The following is a 19222-nucleotide window of genomic DNA, read 5'->3' as shown; positions in this document are numbered from 1 at the left end:
GGATCAATCGAGGTTCCGGAGAATGGCTTGGAGATCGGCCACGGTGCGGGTGAAAACGGCGGCATCGGCCGGTGCGGTCTCCACCAGCGCGCGTTGGGCGCGTTCGCGGGAAATGCCGGCCCGCTCCGCCAGCACGGCGAAGATGTCCGCGTCCTGGCGGCCGGTGCGGATCAGCATGCGCTGCGAGCGCTCGATGACGGCCTCGCGGATGGGAGCGAGCATCGCGGCGCCCTTGTCGAGACGCCATTGGAAATCCCCGAGGGCTTCCAGGTGATGGTCGTAGCCCCGCAGGGGGGAAGGAGCATCAGCGGCTTCAACAGGACCGAAACGGGGAAGGTTTTTCCACAACCAAACGGCCAGCACCAGGATCATGCCCACCATCAAGGCCCAGGCCCGCTCCCATAGCAGCGCCCACAGCGAGAGCGTCGCGCCGCGTACGAAAACAATCGTCCCACGCGTGGACGAGGCATCGACGAGCGCCTTCAGCAGCTCGGCATGCTGTTTCCCATCGATCCAGCGGTTACGGAAAATGCGCGCGTCGGTGATCACCGTCAGCCGCCCGTTGCCCACCACGGTGGAGGCGAAGACGCCGGATTTCGCGTTGCGCACGGACACCTGCCAATCGGACTTCGCCTCGGTATCGTACTTTCGTCCGCGGAACCGGAGTGGATCGGATGGAGCGGTGGCCGATCCATCCTGTGCCACGCTGAAGCCATGCCACGACAGCATCTTCTCGAAGGCAGGCTCCATTTGCACACGACTGCCCAGCCACCAGTCGTTGCCGGGGTCGGTGTAGTCGACCAGACACACCAGATGACCGCCGCGGTTCATCCATCCTTCCATCTGACGGGCGAAGGTTTCGTTTCCGATCACCTTGGCCGGGACGAACCACACGGTCTCCTCCGGCGTCGGCGGATGCCAGGAGGAGGGTTTCGAGACCTCGTGACCGTAGCTTGAGAGAAAACGGCCGGCAGCGAGCCACGGATCGACCAGTGCCTGGCCTTTGTATCCGGTTTCCTCTTCATGGTAGCTCCCCGAACCGGAGCAGCCGAAAAGTCCGAAGACTGTCATCACAACGATGAGCCAACGCGGCAGCGTCATGCCGTCCGCCTTTCCACATACGGCCAGTTGCGGCACAGCGAATCGACCTCGGCATCACCGGGCAATGTCCGGGCGTAAGCCAGACCGATCCAAACGGCGGTGAGCGACTGGAAATAATCCGGCCGCGCCGGATCACCCGCCGCACGCACCCGCCGCAGGCAATCGCCCTCCGTATCCGCCTCCGCGATCTCCACCCGGCCGGTTTCGATCACGCGGGAAATGGCTCCACGATAAAGCAGCGCCAGCGCCTCATGACGCCGGCCTTCGTTCCAAAGCCGCCACGCGGCCGTGGGCACATCTTCCGGCAGCGAGTCGCGGGACACCTCCATGCCCATCACCACCCGCGCCACCGGGCGGGGACCGCCGCCGCCGGAGCCACCGGTGCCTTCGAAAAGATGCCGGAACTTCCACAGCAGCCAGACGATCCCGGCAATCAAAGCCGCCAAGCAGATGCCCAGCAACAGCATGCCGAATCCACCGGCCAGGGAATCCAGCCATGCGGGAAGGGAACCCGCCGGGGACCGGGATGAAGAAGATGAGGACGACGACTTCGATGAGGGATCGCGCACCTTCACCTTCTGCACTTCGAAAGCGGGGTCGGCCTTGATCTCGCGGATCTGTTCCGCGGGCGGTTTCTCCGCGGCACGGATGGGGGCGGGGCCGAACCAACAAAGGCCGGCCAGCAGGATGGCGGCCAGGGACCCGATGCGGTTCGCCATGCGCTTGAAAGCGAGTTCCACGTCCCAGCCCTCGATCCAAGTACGACTGTTCACGTAGACGCCGAATCCGCCGCCGACCACGAACACGTCGCACAACGAAATCGCCAGCATGTAGCATCCCGCCACCAGCCAGCACGAGGACAGCGGCATCCACGACCAATCCCCGGCCTGGATCGCCTCCGACGCCTGGTTGTAAACTCCGTCCTGTCCCTGCGGCAGCAACATCTGGGTGAGCCCCAGCAGGCCCAGCGAAAGCCACACCGCCACCACGCTTCCTCCCATGGACAGCCGCACCGCCGCTCCCTCGCCGCGGCGCAGCAGCAACCGCGAACGCTGGCGGTAGGCATCCCCTCGCAAGCCCTCCAGATCCTCCACCGGCATCGTCACCGGTCCCCATGGGGAAAATCTCGCCAGCAGGAACCGATATCCGAAGCGCCGCCACCATACACGGGGAATCTGCGGCCATACCTGTTTCCACGGCGGCCTTTCACCGAACAAGCGGCGGCTCAGTTCGAACAACACCAGCCGGGAAGCCGCCGGCTTCCACCACCAGAACAGAATCAAAAAGAGCCACGGATGATTCCTCAGCAGCGCGATCCCCACCAGCGTGGGCAACAGCACCGCCAGCCACCACACCAGCAGGCAGCGCCAGAACTCCCGCCTGGCCATGGCGAAGCCGAGGTCCACGGCCTCCCAATCGCTGCGGGGCCGGATCTCGGCGGTCACATCCTCAAGCCGCATCCGCCGCCCTCCTTCCCGCGAATAGGAAATACACGACGTGCAGCAACCACAGCACGGCACCCACCGAATACTTCACCGCGTGCGGCAGCGGTTGCGCCGACCAGAAGCCCTCGAAGATCGCCGCGAACGCCGTCATCACCGCCGCGCCATAGATCAGCGGCATGGCCCGTTTCGTCCCCTCCACCAGCGCCCTCTTGCGCGGCAGGCGTCCCGGCCACAGGAGCGACAGCCCCATGCGCATGCCAGCCATGCCCGCAATCACCATGCCGGTCAGTTCGAACGATGAATGCCCGACCACGAACGACCAAAACAAGCCGGGATCGCAGACCGCATTACAATAACCCGCCGCCGCTCCGAGATAGACGCCATTGAACAGCAGATAAAAAAGCGTGCCCACCCCCGCCAACACTCCGCCCGCGAAGATACGGAAATCGATGCCGATGTTGTGATTGATGTAGAAGCAGAACATCGCGAAGTCCGAGCCGGTGCCCGGTCGCCCGTGCGAAACCGCTCCGCCCGGACCATACATCTGCTCCAGGCTGGCCATGCCATCGCTGCCGAGGATCGATTGGATCCACGTGAGATCGTGTTTGCCCGCCCACACCAGCAGCAGGAACGGAATCCAGAACACCGCGCTGCACAGCCAGAACAACCGCCATTCCTTCCGCACGGTCGCCGGAAAGGTCACGAATGCCATGCGGGCCACCGCCTCCCAACCGGAGCGGCGGCTGCGATAGATGAGCTTGTAACCGCGGATGACCAGTTCGTTGAGACGTTCCGACATCCGCACGCCGTACATCCGCGCCTTCGCCAGTGAGAAATCCAAGCACAGCTCCCGGAAATGCTGCGGCAGCTTGTCCACGCCTTCGATCGGCGCTCCCCGCTCCATCGCGTTGATCAGCCGCTCGTATTCGGCCCAGCGCGCCGCGTTCCGGTTTTCAAAGTCGCCCGCCGTCATCGTTCTCGTTTCTCCTGGAGCCAGTGGGCCATCGACATCAGGCGTGCCACACCCACCGGGCCCTTGCTACCACTCAGCCCGGCGGCGTGATCCGCGATCTCCACCCGGCGGGCTTCCGACCACAACCCGGCACGCTCGCGGAACACGGTGAGCGCGCGCACCTCATCCGCGCTCAGAAGCACCGGCGGACGCACGGAACTCATCGGCGGCGGCGCGCTGATGATCGGTTCCACCGGGATGCGGTCATACACCACCACCGTACCTGCAGCGAGATCGCCGAGGCGCTGGAAACGTTTCGTGGCCAGGCAGCTCGCCAAGCCGAACCCATAGGTCACGAACTGCGGAATCATCGGAAGCGGTGCGGGCATCCCATCGGCAAAGCGGAGGAAATTCCGGATAATCGCCTGCCCCACCGTAATCGGTGCGCCGGAGGTCTGCACCACGCGCAACCCCATCGCCCGCTTGCCGGGAGTCGCGCCCCGTTTGCCCGCCTCGAAAATCACCGGATACCACCAGGAAAGAAGGAACCACATCAGCAACCACAAGCCGGTCACCACCTCCCCGCCCACCGCGATACCGGCGAGAGACAGACAGATACCCACCACAATCGCACAGGCCAACTGGATCAGGAGATCCAATCCATAGGCGGCGGCACGCAATCCGGGCCCCGCGATCCGAAGACGTATCTCCACCCCCTCGGCGAGTTCCACCGATTGCAGGGTATCGAGTTTTTCCGCGGCGGCGTCCATCAACCCGGCCAAACTACGATCTATCCGGAATGCGTAAAGCGTGATTCCACGCCCGTCACACAAGGCTTCCGGAGGAAATTCAGCCTCCGGACCATTTCAATTTCTGACGCAGCGCCTCATAGAAGCTCCGCCCCTCCAGCCGCAGCAAATGAAAGCCGTGGTCGGCTTTCCGCACGATGATCCGGGTTCCTTTGGAAATCGGCACCGTTTCCCGGCCATCCACGGTGAACAGCATCGCCCCCTCTTCCTTGCGTTCCGGAGACAGGACGATCTCCACATCGTCAGATATCACCAAGGTCCGCTGGCTGAGACTGTGGGGACAGATCGGCGTGATCAGGAAAACATTCGCGGCGGGTTCGATCAACGGACCACCGGCGGACAACGAATACGCCGTCGAACCGGTCGGCGTCGCCACAATCAAACCGTCCGCGCGGTAGTGGTTGAGCACTTCCCCGCCCACGGTCGCGAGCAATGAAACCAGGCGCCCGGTCTGGCCGCGCGCCAAGGTGATCTCATTGAGCGCGTAGAACGGGTCCATCGGCTCGCCATTGTCGCAAACCCGTGCCTCAAGGAGCGTACGGCGGCTGGTGCGGAATTCTCCGGTTGCCAGTGCGGAGGCGAACAAGTCGAGCTCTCCATCCGTGCAACTCGTCAGGAAACCCAGGGTGCCGATATTGACGCCGGCCACCGGCTTCTCGAACACACCGAGGCGGGCGACCGCATGCAGCATGGTGCCATCGCCACCGAGCACGGCGGCCACGTCCACCTCCTTCTGGAAATCGCGCCCGGCCACTCCACCGGACTCCCCCACCCACTCCGCGGTCACGGATTCGAGCACGGATTCGATCCCATAGCGCGCCAGTGCTTCGCGCAATTCCCCGATCACCCTGCGGGCATCGGGCTTCTGTGGATTGGCGAGGATGCCGACTTTCACCGGCGGCACCCTAACAAGCATGAGGCCTTCCCGCAATGCCTCTTCCAAGTGCGGATTGCGTCATCCTGCGGCCACCGATTGAAAAAAACCGCCTTTTGCCACGTTTACGGGAGATCATATTTTGTCCATCCGGCCAATCCTGCCTTCCGATCCGCTCCATTTGCATTCTGCCATGAAACTCCCTGTCCTTGCCGCCGCATTGCTGGCGCTGGTTCCCGTCCTCGGACGGGCTGCCGATGAACCCTCCGCCAAGCGCAAGCCGAACATCATCCTGATCGTCATCGATGACATGGGATGGAAGGACATCGCAGCCAATGGCTCGACCTACTACAAGACTCCGAACGTGGACCGGCTGGCATCGGAGGGCATGCGCTTCCGCAATGGTTATGCCGCCTGCGCCGTCTGCTCACCCTCGCGGGCGGCGATCATGACCGGCCAGTCCCCCGCACGGCTTCATCTCACCGATTGGATTCCCGGCGAGGGCGCGCCGAAGACCTCGCGCTTCACCGTGCCCAAGTGGGACATGAAGGTGGAAAAAACCACCCCGACCCTGCCGGAGCTCCTGAAGAAGCAGGGCTACGCCACCGCAGCCATCGGCAAGTGGCATCTCGGTGACGATGGCCCCGAGTCCCATGGCTTTGACGTGAATATCGCCGGCGGCCACATCGGTCATCCGGCTTCGTTTTTCTGGCCCTATGGCAAGGAAGGCAACGGCCACCGTGTCCCCGGCCTCGCCGAAGCAGGCGGCAAGGAAGGCGAATACCTCACCGACCGCCTCACCGATGAAGCCCTCAAGTTCATCGATACCAACAAGGACAAGCCGTTCTTCCTCTATCTCGCCCACTACGCCGTCCACGCGCCGCTGATGGCGAAGGATGACGACTCCGCGGAATTCAAGACCGCGAAGCCGGACGGCAAGCAGGATTTCCCCGTCTATGCTGGAATGGTGAAAGCGGTGGACGATTCCGTGGGACGCATCCTCGCCGATCTCAAGAAGCAGGGCATCGATGACAATACGGTGGTCACTTTCACCTCGGACAACGGCGGCGTGGTGCATTTCCGCGCCACAGACAACGCCCCGCTTCGCGGCGGCAAGGGCTTCCCCTACGAGGGCGGCCTGCGCGTTCCCTTCATCGTCCGCGCTCCCGGCGTGACCAAGCCGGGCACGGTGAGCGATACCCCGGTGATCGGCACCGATTTCCTGCCTACGTTCGCCCGTTTCGCCGGCATCACCGGCAAGCCGGCACCGGTCATGGATGGCGTGGACATCACCCCCGCCCTGCGTGGAGAGAAACTGGAGCGCGATACCTTCGTCTGGCACTACCCTCACTACTGGTGGGGTGGCAATATCTCGCCCTACTCCGTGATTCACTCGGGCGAATGGAAGCTGGTGCGCTGGAATGAATACGGCTCCGAGGAGCTATACCATCTCTCCGCCGATCCATGCGAGAAAACCGACCTCGCCAAGCAGAACCCGGAGAAACTCAAGGAACTCTCGAACAAGCTGGATGCCCTGTTGAAGGAACAAGGCGCGCAGGCTCCGGTGCCACGCAAGGATGCCAAGCCCGCTCCCGATCCGGAAACAAATCCGGCCAAGGCGGCGAAATTCATCCGGGGGTGATGTCAGATCGGGAGCAAATCCGGCCCTAAGCCCGTCGCCGGTTCGTGGTTTCACGAACGCTTGGGTTGTTAGGTTGCCTTGGATACCCGGATTTGCGAAAGACCCGGTTGATGGCGCGAAAACCCGTCTTCCGGCCTCTGCTGCTGCTCGCCGCCTTCATCGGCCCGGCGGACGCGGCGTCGTTTGATCCGGTCTGGCAACTCGGCTCGGACGATGCGAATACCGCACCCTTCGGCCAGGAAAGTTTCGCTTCGAACAACGCGCCCGGCTCCGCCACGGTCAAGGACGACGACTACTACGTCGCCACTGAACCGGTCGCAAATTTCGAGCGCGCGATGACGGTGAGCGATCCGCGCAAGCGCATCCATTTCCCGTTCGCCACCGCCCAGGCATCATCCACCTCGCGGCTGCGGATCACCGTCGATCTCTTCGCCGGCGGTGGTTGGGTCAGCGGCACCGGCAGCCTGCCCGGTTTCCAGAGCCACGATGTCACGGTGAAGCTCAATGGCGTGACGCTCGGAGTCCGTACGGGCATCCGCTACGACACCACGCTGACTTTCATCGTGCCCGCTTCCTCGGTGAACGCCACCACCGGAGAGAACATCCTGCAGATCGAGCGCACCGGAGGCTCCGCGAATGCCTTCATCCAGTTCGACTATCTTCAGGTGGAAGCCGACCCGGATGGCCTGGCCGATGGGGATGGCGATGGCATGGCCCGTTGGTTCGAGGAGACCTACAATCTCTCCGACAGCAATCCCGCCGATGCCACGCCCGACCCGGATCATGACGGCCTGAGCAATCTCCAGGAGTTCCAGAAGGGCACCAATCCCACCGATCCGGATACGGACAACGATGGTCTGCTGGATGGGCAGGAAACCACCACCGACCCGCTGAATCCGGACACCGATGGCGACGGTATCGCGGACAGCGCGGAGACGACCTCCAATCCCACACTGGCAGACAGCGATGGCGATGGCTACCCGGACAACATCGAGATCGAACAGGGCACCAATCCACTCTCCGCCACCTCGAAGCCTTTTGATTTTCCCGGTGCGGTTGGCTTCCAGTTCATCGCCGAACGCGGCATCGACGCGGCATTGAAGCCCGGTGAACCGGCTGGTTTTTTCCGGCTGCCGAATTGGAACGCCTCTCCGCCTCTGCCGATGTGGCCGCCCTCGAATACGGCGCTCACCGGCTCGGCCACCGCCTTGAAGAACCATCGCGGCCAAGCCACCACGGTTGGCGCAAGCTGGTCCTACCGCGCCGCCACCGATGGCCTGCATCGTGGTCCGTCCGATGAGAAGCTGCTGGATGGCATGATCTTCGCCGGTTCCTACAGCTCCGGCGGCAGTTCGGTGCAAACTCCCGCCAGCGTTTCCATCACCGGCATCCCCTATGCCACCTACGACCTGATCGTCTATCTCGGCGACCAGTATCCGGATCATCGCGGCTACCTGCAACTGGGTTCCTCCACCTCCACCCGCCGTTACTTCACCTCGGCGTCGAATCCGCCCTTCCGCCGTTGGATCGAAAGCAAGGCCACCACGCAAGCCACGGCCACACCCGCGAATTACGTGCGCTATCGTAATTTGAGCGGTGCTTCACAATCCGTCACGCTCACCCAGCTCGCTGCGGACGATGGTAATTTCTACAACGTGTCCATCCATGGTTTCCAGATCGTGGACAGCGGCACCGACTCGGATGGCGATGGCATGAGCGACGCCGTGGAGGTGGAGTATCATTTCAACCCGAAGGTCGCGGATGCCACCGCGGATGACGACGGTGACGGACTCGGCAACGCGGCGGAACTCGCGCTCGGCACCGATCCGCACGAACGCGACACCGATCACGACGGTCTCACCGATGGCGAGGAAGCTTCGTTCAATGCAAATCCCCTCATCGCTGATACCGATGGCGACGGCCTGCTGGATGGCGACGAAATTCACTACACACCTTTCCCTTCTCTCGCGAACAAGGTGGACAGCGACAACGACGGCGTTTCCGATGCGATCGAGCGCGCCGCCGGTTCCGATCCGAAGAGCAACACCAGCAAGCCGCCCGCCGTGCCGGATTGGACCGCGCTGACCCGCACCTGGACCTGGAACAGCGGGCCGCTGCGTGTGCTGTGGAATCACGATCGTGCCATGCTGGGCGCGATCGAAGACAGCGAGGCGATGCTCTGCGAAGCCGTGGTCGGACGAACCGGCGCCGGATGGGACAGCCAGATCGGCATCGGCCTGCGCTGGATCAACGGTCGCCTCACCTACCGCTTCCGCTGCGGCTCCGCCACCTTCCGGGACGCCTCCGGCAATGCGTTCTGGAACAGCGATTGGAACACATTCCCACAGGACAAGACCGCGCTCTTCGGATTCAGCGGCTATGGCGCGGGTGATGTCTCGATGCCGCTGCGCTTCGACTTCAAGGCGGTGCGGAAGAACGCCACCGAAAACCTGTGGACGCTGACCTTCGCGATCCAGAACGTGACCAATGCCGCCTCACCGGTCACGTTGGTGACATGGTCGACCACGGCCAACACTGCCATCGCCGCGGATAATTCACTGCTCAACAACACCGTTTCCTGGGCGGATGCCTACGATACCGCGGGCGGAATGAGCGTGCTCAAGGAGCCGGGCATCGAAGTCTATTTCACCTCTTCGGCCGTCGGCACCCTCGACACGGACAAAGATGGCATTCCGGACACATGGGAAACCGTCAACAGCTTCAATCCGAACAGCGCCGCCGACGCCACATTGGACACCGATGGTGACGGTCTGAACAACCGCGACGAATGGCGCGCGGGCACGAATCCGCGCAACGCCGACACCGATGGCGATGGCGCGAGTGATGGTCTGGAAGTCGCACAAGGAACCAATCCACTCTCCGCTTCTTCGGTTCCGGCGGCGTTCACCTTCACAGGCGCGATCGGCGATCTCGATGGTGATGGCCTCAACGACGCCTGGGTGCTGTGGAGCGGCGGGCGTTCCCGCATCGCTTCCGCCGATGACGATGGCGACGGCGTGAGCAACGCACAGGAAAGCGCCGCAGGCACCAATCCCGATGATCCGAACTCGAAGCTGGCGATGATCGCCACGCCTTCCGGAAACGACCTGTGGCTGTCGTGGACCGATGCGCCACTCAAGACCCAGATCATCGAGACCGGCACGGGTCTCGGTTCGTGGAGCGTCGCCACAGGACTGCCCGCTTCGAATGTTTCGAATGGAATCCGCCAGGTGCGGGTGCCCGACGCCCTCTCCTCCGGAGACGCAAAGCGCTTCTACCGCGCAAGGGTTTTCCCCAAGGACACCGATGGCGATGGCGTGGAGGATTGGACGGAGACAAACGTGCTCGGTTCCTCACCCACCAGCGCGAACTCGGTGGGACAATCCATCGTCCGCTCGAACGGCCAGACCTTGTCCGGCGATGCACTGGCGCTTTATCAGAAGATCCAGGGTTCCTCGCCCTCCGGTGGTGCGCCCGGCAGCACTGCTGCGGGCACGCCTTCGCCAGTGCAGGCATCGCGGTTCCTGATGCAGGCATCCTTCGGCCCGGTGCCGCAGGACATCGACGCGGTGCGCCAGGCCGGCTACGCGGCGTGGATCGACTCGCAGTTGCAACTACCCGCATCGTACTTGCAACCCTACATCAAGGCGATCAAGGCGGACGCCGCGGGGCCGCGCGCCGATAAGAGCTACAACTTCAACGACCTGGACAAGTTCGTCTACGGCAACAACGTCACCACCCCCTTCGCCCGCAACGCGGTGGGGGCGCCGGACCAGCTCCGCCAGCGCGTGGCCTTCGCACTTTCCCAGATCATGGTGGTGTCCCGCCGCGATGCCCAGCTCGAGGAAAAGCCCGAGGGCATGGCGAACTACTACGACACCCTCATCCGCAATGCCACGGGGAACTACGGCACGCTGCTCCGCGAGGTCGCCCTTCACCCCGCGATGGGCTGGTATCTCAGCCACGTGGGCAACCAGAAGGCGGATCCTTCCATCCCCCGCTATCCGGACGAGAACTTCGCCCGCGAGGTGATGCAGCTCTTCTCAATCGGCCTGTGGGAGCTGAACCCGGATGGCTCGCGCAAGCTGGATGGCAACGGCGAACCAATCCCGACCTACGACAACGGCACCATCACCGAAATGGCCCGTGTTTTCACCGGCCTCTACTTCGACGCGCCCTACGGTTGGGAAGGCGGCGGCTGGAGCGATGACGACTACACCAAGCCGATGGTGATGTATCCGCAGTATCACGACTTCGGCCGCAAGACGCTGCTCCACGGCTTCATCATCCCGGAACGCGAGGCCGGCGCCGCGAACGGCATGCAGGATGTGCTCGATGCGGTCGACTGCCTCTTCCGTCATCCGAACACGCCGCCTTTCGTCTCGCGCCAGCTCATCCAGTTCCTCGTCACCGACAACCCCTCCCCCGCCTACATCAAGCGCGTGCAGGATGTGTTCGTGGATGATGGTCACGGCGTCCGCGGCAATCTCGGCGCGGTGGTGAAAGCCATCCTCCTGGATCCCGAGGCCCGCAATGCTCCGGTGTCTCCCGGCTACGGCAAGATGCGCGAGCCGGTGGTCCGCACCATGCATCTGGGCCGCCTGTTCCGTCTCGCGGAGACGAACCCCGACTTCACGTGGTGGAACTGGACGGACACCTACTATGGATTTAGTTCCCAGGAACCGCTGAATTCGCCGAGCGTGTTCAACTTCTACACGCCGGTTTATCAGGCACCGGGTGAGATCCGGAACCAGGGCCTCGTAAGCCCGGGCTTCCAGCTTGTGAACACCTACACCTCGGTGTCATTCCCGAACCTGTTGCTGGACTATCTGCACGATGGCTTCCGCTCGGCATGGGATCACCGTTATCCGCTCGACTACCGCTCCAACCTGCTGGTCGCCGCGAATCCCGAAGCGCTTGTGGATCAGGTGAACCTTCTCATCTGCGCGGGCAACATGACCGCCCGCACCCGCGCCATCCTCCTCACCCGCCTCAACGACACCGCCCTTACCCAGCACGACCGCGCCGCCCTCGCCATCTGGCTGGCGATGACCTGCCCGGAAGGTGCGGTGCAGCGATGAACACGAACCACCGACCACGATGATGCGCTCCCGCCGACAATTCCTTGGAGAAGCCAGTTGTGCCGCGATCGGTTCGACCTCGATTCTCTCAACACTGCTCAATCTGACGATGGCGAACCATGCCGCCGCCGCGGGAGGCTTCAGCGGACAACGCAAGGCGCTCGTGTGCCTCTTCCTCTCCGGCGGTTGCGACACCTTCAATATCCTGATTCCTCGCGACTCGCCCGGCGGTTATGACGAATATGCCGCTTCGCGTTCGAACCTCGCGATCCCTCGGAACCAGCTCCTGCCGCTGAACTACACCGATTCCCAAGGCCGCCAGTATGGACTGAACCCAGCTTGCACGCGACTGGCGGAGATGTTCAACGGCCTCGGTGGCGACACCTCGAAAAAGCGGCTCTCGTTCCTCGCCAACGTCGGCACGCTGATCGAACCCATCCCGAACAAGCAGAGCTATCTCGATGGCAACATCGCCCTGCCCAAGGCCCTCTTCTCCCACCGCGACCAGATCGAGCAATGGCAGACCTCCGTGCCGCAGGGCATGCCGGTTCTCTCCGGTTGGGGTGGCCGCGCCGCGGACGTGATCCACTCCACGCTGAACACGGAACAAACCGCCGGCTACTACATGCCGATGAATTTCTCGCTGTCCGGCAACAATGCCTTCCAGATCGGCCGCAGCGAAGGACAGTTCGTGATCACCACCGGTGGCGCGCTTTCCTTCACCGGCACCGGTGGCACATCCGCGATGCAACAGGCGAAGGAGCAGGCATTGAAGGACGTTGTCGCCAGCCCGATCGAAGAGCATTACCAGAGCCTGTTCCAGCGTACCCATGGTCGCATCACCGCGAACAGCATCGAACGCGGCGCTCTCTTCCAACAGTCTTTCGACGGCTCCGGAGCCAACCTCAATGCGGTCTTCGCCGCCGCCGGGTTCCCGAACCACTGGCTCTCCCAACAGTTCCAGGCCGCGATCAAAACGATCTACATCCGCGAACAGCTCAAGCTCGCGCGGCAAACCATCTTCATCGAATTCGGAGGCTGGGATCATCATTCCGAACTACTCAACACCCAGCGCGGCATGTTGCTCACGCTGGATGCCGTGCTCTACGCGTATCAGAAATCGCTGGAGGCTCTCGGACTGGCCGATGATGTCATCACTTTCACCGCCTCCGACTTCGGCCGCACGCTGCGCTCGAACGGCCAGGGCACCGACCACGCATGGTCCGGCAACCAGTTCGTTTTTGGAGGTCCGGTGCAAGGCGGCGCTGTGAAGGGCTCGTTCCCCTCATTGGCCATTGATGGCCCGGATGACATCGGCCGTGGTGGACGCATCTTCCCGAAACTCGCCGCGGATCAGTACATCTGCGAACTACTGCGATGGTTCGGAGTCAGCAATGGGGACATGGATCAGGTCCTGCCGAACATCCGGAATTTCTACGATCCGGCGAGCGCGGCAAACCCCGTTGGGTTTCTGGGATAATCGTGGCGGCGGTTTTCAACCGCCATGCCTCTTTTCTTCCCCTCTTCATCATGGTCCGAAAGCAACACACATCAGCTCGGAAATGGCAAAGAGGCTTGGCGGTTGGAAACCGCCGCCACGGTGCTAACTTCCCCTGATGCGCGCATGGAAATGGCACTAATGGTTGGGGGCGGTTGCCATCCTGGCATTCGTGCTGTGGCTGGTCCTCCTCCCGGCGGAAAAACCGAGCCTTCTCAATCCTCCGCCCGTCACTCCCAGCCAACCCGCTCCCACCACCCCGCCCAAACCCACCGCGGCGGAAAACCTTCTCTCCGGCTACGGCGATCCGGCCACCCCGCCCATCGAGGACCTGAAGAAACTCCACCACGTCATCGGCGGCTACTTCTCGGTCATCAAGGAGTCCTCGAAGAATCCCATCGGCGGAAACGCGGATCTGGCCGCCGCCCTGCGCGGCGAAAACCCCAACCGCACGGTCTTTCTGCCCGCCAACCACCGGATCTTCTCAGCGGACGGCCTGCTGCTCGACCGCTGGGGCAGTCCGGTCATCGTGCATCCGGAAGGCTGGAGGCAGTTGGAATTGCGCTCCGCCGGACCCGACAAGGTGGCTTACAGTGGCGATGACCTGATTCTCTCACCCACTGGTTTGCAAAAGAATCCGTGATTTCCCGGGCCTCCGGACGGGCTCTCAGCGCCCCATCGCGCCTTGTGAAAATTTTCACAAACCCCTTGCCGCCCGGGGCCCTTTCGAGACAGATTTCCCTAGGCTAACCCCGGCATGAGCAACCGTACCACCGAATTCGAAGCCCCCGATACCCTCGCCCGCGCCACGGCTGCGGCGGCAGATCATTATCATGCCGAGACGGACGACCTGATGGGCGAAAAGATGGTGCTCAACATGGGCCCCTCCCACCCGGCCACCCACGGGGTGCTGCGCCTCATCATCGAACTCGATGGCGAGGTCATCACCAAGGCGGATCCGGACGTTGGTTTCCTTCACCGCGGAGACGAGAAGATCGCGGAAAACATGCACTACAACCAGTTCGTGCCCTACACGGACCGGTTGGATTACCTCGCTCCGCTTGCCAACAACGTCGCCTACGCCTGCGCGGTTGAAAAGCTGATGGGATGGACCCTGCCACCACGTGGTCAGGCCCTGCGCGTGTTGTGCTGCGAGCTGGCCCGCCTTTCCTCCCACATGCTCGGCGTGGGCGTCTGCGCCATGGACGTGGGCGCGATGACTGTGTTCCTCTACACCTTCACGGAGCGCGAAAAGATCTACAACCTCTGCGAGCAACTCACCGGCGCCCGCTTCACCACCTCCTACACCCGCGTCGGCGGCCAGCTCCGCGACATGCCCGCGGGCTTCGAGCAATCCACCCGCCAGTTCCTCAACGAGTGCGAGGTGACCATCGGGGAAATCTCGAAGCTGCTCGACAAGAACAAGATCTACCTCGACCGCATGTGCGACATCGGGGTCATCAGCAAGGAAGCCGCCATCGCGTGGGGCCTCACCGGCCCGAACCTGCGCGCCTCCGGTGTCACCCGCGATCTGCGCAAGGACCGTCCCTACCTCGGCTACGAGCAATACGATTTCGACGTGGTCATCGCGGAAGAGGGCGACTGCTACGCCCGCTACCAAGTCCGCATGGAGGAAATGCGCCAGTCGATCCGCATCTGCCGCCAGGTCCTCAACACCATGCCCGCCGGTCCGGTGAACCTCGCCGACACCAAGAGCATGCTGCCGGACAAGGAGCGCGTGCTCATGTCGATGGAGGAACTCATCCACCACTTCATCGTCGCCACCCAGGGCATCGATGCACCGAAGGGCGAGGTTTACTTCGGCGCGGAAAACCCGAAGGGCGAGCTCGGCTTCTACATCCACTCCACCGGCGGCGGTGTCCCGCACCGCCTGAAGATCCGCAGCCCCTCCTTCTGTAACCTTTCGATCACCTCGAAGCTGCTCCCCGGCCACATGGTCTCCGACATCCCCGCGATCCTCGGTTCGCTGGACTTCGTCATGGGTGAGTGCGACCGCTGAGATCTTAGCCGCAAAAAGGCGAAAAAATGACGCAAAAGGATCCAATCTTCCAACTGTGCGATCAGGTGAGGGAAACCTCCTTCGCCCTGCACAGCTATTTGCGTCAGGGACACAAGGAGAGCGTTTACGAAATCGGTCTGCACCATCGACTGAACAAAAAAGGCATCCCAGCCGAGCGACAGGTCCCTCTTCAGGTTCTTGATGAGGATGGAACCTTACTCGGCAACCTCGACATCGATCTGTTGGTTTCAGGCGAATTGATTGTGGAAATCAAAGCCGCCCGAGCTCTCGCGCCCGAACACACCGCCCAACTCCTTGGCTACCTCCGTGCCTGCCGCAGGGAACACGGCCTGCTCATCAACTTCGGAGCACCCAAACTCGAAATCCGGAAATACGCGCTTTCTCAGGAATTCCCCGAATTCCCGCAAACATCCAGTATCTGATTTTTGCGTCCTTCTTGCGCCTTTTTGCGGCTAAAAAATCTGCACCCCATGTCCCATTCCAACGTCGAAGACCTCGTCGCATCTCCGGAAACACCGGGATCGAAATTCTTTGCTCCGTTCGCGGTGACGGCCGAGCTGGAAGCCGAGGCGGCCAAGCGTCTCGCCCAGTTCCCGGACAACCAGAAGCGCTCGGCGGTGCTACCCCTGTTGCACTACGTCCAGCACCACCACGGCTTCATCTCCGCGGAGGCGATCGTCTGGGTCGCGCAGCGCATCGGCATCGAGCCGATCAAGGTGGCGGAAGTGGTGACCTTCTACCCCGGCTTCCGTCAGTCGGCTCCCGGTGTGAACCACATCCGCGTCTGCCGCACGCTCTCCTGTGCGATGGGCGGCTCCTATGAGCTGATGGAAAAGCTCTGCCAGCTCACCGACATCAACCGCAGCACCTCGGACTCCCACCACCATCCCGTTGCGGTTTCCCCCTGCGGCAAATTCTCCGTCGAATTCGCGGAGTGCCTCGCCTCCTGCGGCACCGCTCCGGTCTGCATGGTGAACGATGACTTCCATGAGGCCATCACTCCTGACAAAGCACAGGCCCTGCTCGACAGTTACTCGAATTCCACCGCCGGACACTGAACCTCTTTCACCCGCTCACTTCCGTGATCACCTACAAAGCCGGCAAGCAGCCCGATCCGCGCGAATACCGCCTGATCTTCAAGAACGTCGACCGCGAGGGCTGGGACCCTTCCATCGGCACCTACATCGCGGATGGCGGTTATGAGGATCTGAAGAAGGCGTTCACCATGGCGCCGAAGGACATCACGGAAGAAGTGAAAAAATCCGGCCTGCGCGGCCGAGGTGGTGCGGGTTTCCCGACCGGCATGAAGTGGACCTTCATCCCACCGAACAACACCAAGCCGGTGTATCTCATCTGCAATGGCGACGAGTCCGAGCCCGGCACTTTCAAGGACCGCTACATCGTCCACCAGGACCCACACCAGCTCATCGAGGGCATGGTGATCTCCTGCTTCGCCACTGGCGCGCACACCGCCTATATCTATCTCCGCGAGGAATTCCCCGCCGCCGCCATCCTGATGGAAAAGGCGCTGGATGAAGCCCGCGCCCACGGTTTCCTCGGCAAGAACATCCTCGGCTCCGGCTTCGATCTGGAAATCTACGTCCACCGCGGCGCGGGTGCCTACATCTGCGGCGAGGAGACCGGCCTGATCGAATCCCTCGAGGGCAAGCGCCCCTACCCGCGCATCAAGCCACCCTATTTCCCAGCCGCGCTCGGCCTCTACATGAGCCCTACGATCGTGAACAACGTGGAGTCACTCTGCCACGTGAAGCACATCATTCGCATGGGCGGTGACGATTACGCGAAGCTCGGCGTGGCCCGCAATACCGGCACCCGCATCCTGTGCGTCTCCGGCGATGTGAAGAAACCTGGCTATTTCGAAGTTGAGGTCGGCAAGATCACCATGCGCGAGCTGCTGTACGACATGTGCGGTGGCCCGAAGGACGGGCGCGAGTTCAAGGCTGTCATTCCCGGCGGCTCCTCCTCGAAGATCCTGCGCTGCGACGAAACCTACAAGCTCAAGAACCCGGACGGCTCCTCGAAGGACCTCGGCTTCTGGGACATCCAGATGGACTTCGACACCCTTGCCGCCTGCGGCTCCATGGCCGGCTCCGGTGGCGTGATCGTCCTCGATGACACCCGCAAGATCTCGTGGGTGCTGAACAACATCAACAGCTTCTATGCCCACGAATCCTGCGGCCAGTGCACGCCCTGCCGCGAGGGCTCGATGTGGATGAAAAAAATCACCGACCGTCTCGTCACCGGCGAAGCCTCGCCGAAGGACATCGAGACGCTCGAAAGCGTGGCCTATCAAATCGACGGCCGCACCATCTGCGCCTTCGGCGAAGCCAGCTCCTGGCCGGTCGAAGCCATGGTGGCGAAGTTCCGCGAGGAACTGCTGTCCGACACCAACGCGGACAACGACGGCAAGGCCCACAACGAGGAAAGCGAAGCCCAGCGCCGCTATCTCGATCACGAGCCCGCCAAACCCGGCGCGCCTGTGACAGCGCAAATCGCTTGAACTCGTTTCATTGACCGACCTTCTCCCGCAGCTTGGCGGATGGAGCATCCTCCCCATCGGAAGGATGTTGAAGGGCATGAATCCGTGACACCAGATCCTGCCTGCGGCGGGCATAATCCGCCTCCTCCTTCGCGGTCGCCTCGCATCCCTTCAAACGGCAGATGACTCCGATCACCGCCATGGCGAGCCCGACTAAAGATTCTGGAAAGAACAAGCCATGCACCAGGCTCATCACGGCTACCACCAGACCGATCACCAATAAGAGGAAACCGAAGTCCTCCGAATTCGCGATCGCCGGACCACGGCTCCAATTGAACTCCCGCCGCACACGGAGGATATCCTGCGCGTGCCTCCTCTCTTCATCGAGCCGCTCCAGCTGCATCCGCAGTTTCAGGATCTCCACTTCCGTCTGATTTTCCGAAGCCTCGGCAATACTGACTAGAATCGACCTAGCATCATACGACACTTCCAGCCGGGCTCCACATCGATGGCAGGTCAGATGCCGGATTCCCTCGCTGATCGCGAGAGGAGTATCGCATGCCTTGCAGGAAATCCGGACGATGTTCATATCAGGCAGCGTTCACTTCCTCAGCTTTCCACCCGGCCGGAACGCATGAACGGTATCCGTATCCTGGCAGGAAACGCCGGGCGTTTCCGTGGGGGTTCGGGGGAGCCCCGCAGCGAAGCGATAGCCGCCACCAGTCCATATCTCCGGCTTTGGTAACGCTCCTTTGCCCTTCGGTAGTCCCTCAGTCCCCCGGCGTAAGAGTGCGCCGCATAATTGCCCAGAATGGGCACCGCGATCCCCAGCAACGCCATTCCCCACGGCAGGTTGCCGAGCCACACGGCCATGCACAAGATGATGCCGCCACCGATCGTCACTCCGCGCACCACCGCCGGGAACGCGGCAGATGGCTCGCTCAAAGTTCCATTCTCACTGCGGAAACAAACCGTCTCTCGGTATCTCTCCCACTCCCGGTCCAGCAACTGGAGATCGTTCTGTAACTGGAGGATCTTCACATCATCCGCGAGCGTGTCCGTAGTCCGCTCCAGCTTCTCCAGTATCCGGGTGTGGGTGACACTTGGGTCGTGGATGATTTCCAAGTTCGACCCACAGTGGTTGCAGGTCGCGTAGCGGATGGTTTCATTCACCGCGAGGGGTGACCCGCATCCTTGGCAGCAAACCTTGGTGACCTTCATGGACGGCTTGAGGCTATCAGCCGGCACCATTGGCCGCCATTCCACAGTTTCCATCCGA

General features: G+C 62.4%; 15 protein-coding genes. 8 read left to right on the top strand and 7 right to left on the bottom strand.

Annotated features, from left to right (window positions below):
- Window positions 1–3 precede the first annotated feature (3 nt).
- From KBB96_RS01765 to KBB96_RS01745, 5 genes are all read right to left on the bottom strand, one after another.
- A complete protein-coding gene (locus KBB96_RS01765; RefSeq protein ID WP_211631771.1) occupies window positions 4–1101 on the bottom strand; it encodes a DUF4350 domain-containing protein in 1098 nt (365 codons plus the stop codon).
- On the bottom strand, window positions 1098–2546 hold the full coding sequence (locus tag KBB96_RS01760; protein WP_211631770.1) for a hypothetical protein: 1449 nt from the start codon (window positions 2544–2546) through the stop codon (window positions 1098–1100). Before KBB96_RS01760 ends, KBB96_RS01765 begins: the two co-directional genes overlap by 4 nt.
- A gap of 4 nt (window positions 2547–2550) precedes the next feature.
- Window positions 2551–3519 carry a stage II sporulation protein M gene (locus tag KBB96_RS01755; protein ID WP_211631769.1) on the bottom strand — a complete coding sequence of 323 codons (969 nt, stop codon included), beginning with the start codon at window positions 3517–3519 and terminating at the stop codon, window positions 2551–2553.
- A complete protein-coding gene (locus KBB96_RS01750; protein WP_211631768.1) occupies window positions 3516–4268 on the bottom strand; it encodes an RDD family protein in 753 nt (250 codons plus the stop codon). The genes KBB96_RS01755 and KBB96_RS01750 overlap by 4 nt, the downstream gene beginning before the upstream one ends.
- A gap of 79 nt (window positions 4269–4347) precedes the next feature.
- Window positions 4348–5223 (bottom strand): NAD(+)/NADH kinase, encoded by an 876-nt coding sequence (locus tag KBB96_RS01745; RefSeq protein ID WP_211631767.1) that lies wholly within the window; start codon window positions 5221–5223, stop codon window positions 4348–4350.
- A 151-nt stretch (window positions 5224–5374) separates the two neighbouring features.
- On the opposite strand from KBB96_RS01745, the gene KBB96_RS01740 reads away from it, so the two are divergent.
- From KBB96_RS01740 to nuoF, 8 genes are all read left to right on the top strand, one after another.
- Window positions 5375–6823 (top strand): sulfatase, encoded by a 1449-nt coding sequence (locus tag KBB96_RS01740; protein ID WP_211631766.1) that lies wholly within the window; start codon window positions 5375–5377, stop codon window positions 6821–6823.
- Window positions 6824–6933: 110 nt separating this feature from the next.
- Window positions 6934–11904, top strand: a complete 4971-nt coding sequence (locus tag KBB96_RS01735) for a DUF1800 domain-containing protein (RefSeq protein ID WP_211631765.1) — start codon at window positions 6934–6936, stop codon at window positions 11902–11904.
- 19 nt (window positions 11905–11923) lie between these two features.
- On the top strand, window positions 11924–13384 hold the full coding sequence (locus KBB96_RS01730) for a DUF1501 domain-containing protein (protein ID WP_211631764.1): 1461 nt from the start codon (window positions 11924–11926) through the stop codon (window positions 13382–13384).
- Window positions 13385–13574: 190 nt separating this feature from the next.
- A complete protein-coding gene (locus tag KBB96_RS01725; protein WP_211631763.1) occupies window positions 13575–14045 on the top strand; it encodes a hypothetical protein in 471 nt (156 codons plus the stop codon).
- 114 nt (window positions 14046–14159) lie between these two features.
- Window positions 14160–15422, top strand: coding sequence for an NADH dehydrogenase (quinone) subunit D (gene nuoD, locus KBB96_RS01720; protein WP_211631762.1), 1263 nt, complete (start codon window positions 14160–14162; stop codon window positions 15420–15422).
- A gap of 26 nt (window positions 15423–15448) precedes the next feature.
- A complete protein-coding gene (locus KBB96_RS01715; RefSeq protein ID WP_211631761.1) occupies window positions 15449–15865 on the top strand; it encodes a GxxExxY protein in 417 nt (138 codons plus the stop codon).
- A gap of 48 nt (window positions 15866–15913) precedes the next feature.
- Window positions 15914–16501, top strand: a complete 588-nt coding sequence (locus KBB96_RS01710) for an NADH-quinone oxidoreductase subunit NuoE family protein (protein WP_211631760.1) — start codon at window positions 15914–15916, stop codon at window positions 16499–16501.
- 23 nt (window positions 16502–16524) lie between these two features.
- A complete protein-coding gene (gene nuoF, locus KBB96_RS01705; RefSeq protein WP_226373620.1) occupies window positions 16525–17964 on the top strand; it encodes an NADH-quinone oxidoreductase subunit NuoF in 1440 nt (479 codons plus the stop codon).
- 7 nt (window positions 17965–17971) lie between these two features.
- Here the strand turns inward: nuoF and KBB96_RS01700 are convergent, their stop codons facing one another.
- Both KBB96_RS01700 and KBB96_RS01695 read right to left on the bottom strand, forming a co-directional pair.
- A complete protein-coding gene (locus KBB96_RS01700) occupies window positions 17972–18532 on the bottom strand; it encodes a hypothetical protein (RefSeq protein WP_211631759.1) in 561 nt (186 codons plus the stop codon).
- 20 nt (window positions 18533–18552) lie between these two features.
- Window positions 18553–19164, bottom strand: coding sequence for a hypothetical protein (locus tag KBB96_RS01695; RefSeq protein ID WP_211631758.1), 612 nt, complete (start codon window positions 19162–19164; stop codon window positions 18553–18555).
- Between the last annotated feature and the right edge of the window lie 58 nt (window positions 19165–19222).

It is taken from the genome of Luteolibacter ambystomatis (genome assembly GCF_018137965.1).
GTDB lineage: Bacteria > Verrucomicrobiota > Verrucomicrobiia > Verrucomicrobiales > Akkermansiaceae > Luteolibacter > Luteolibacter ambystomatis.
Note: the sequence above shows the minus strand (reverse complement) of the source record. Positions and strands in the feature narration are given on the sequence as shown.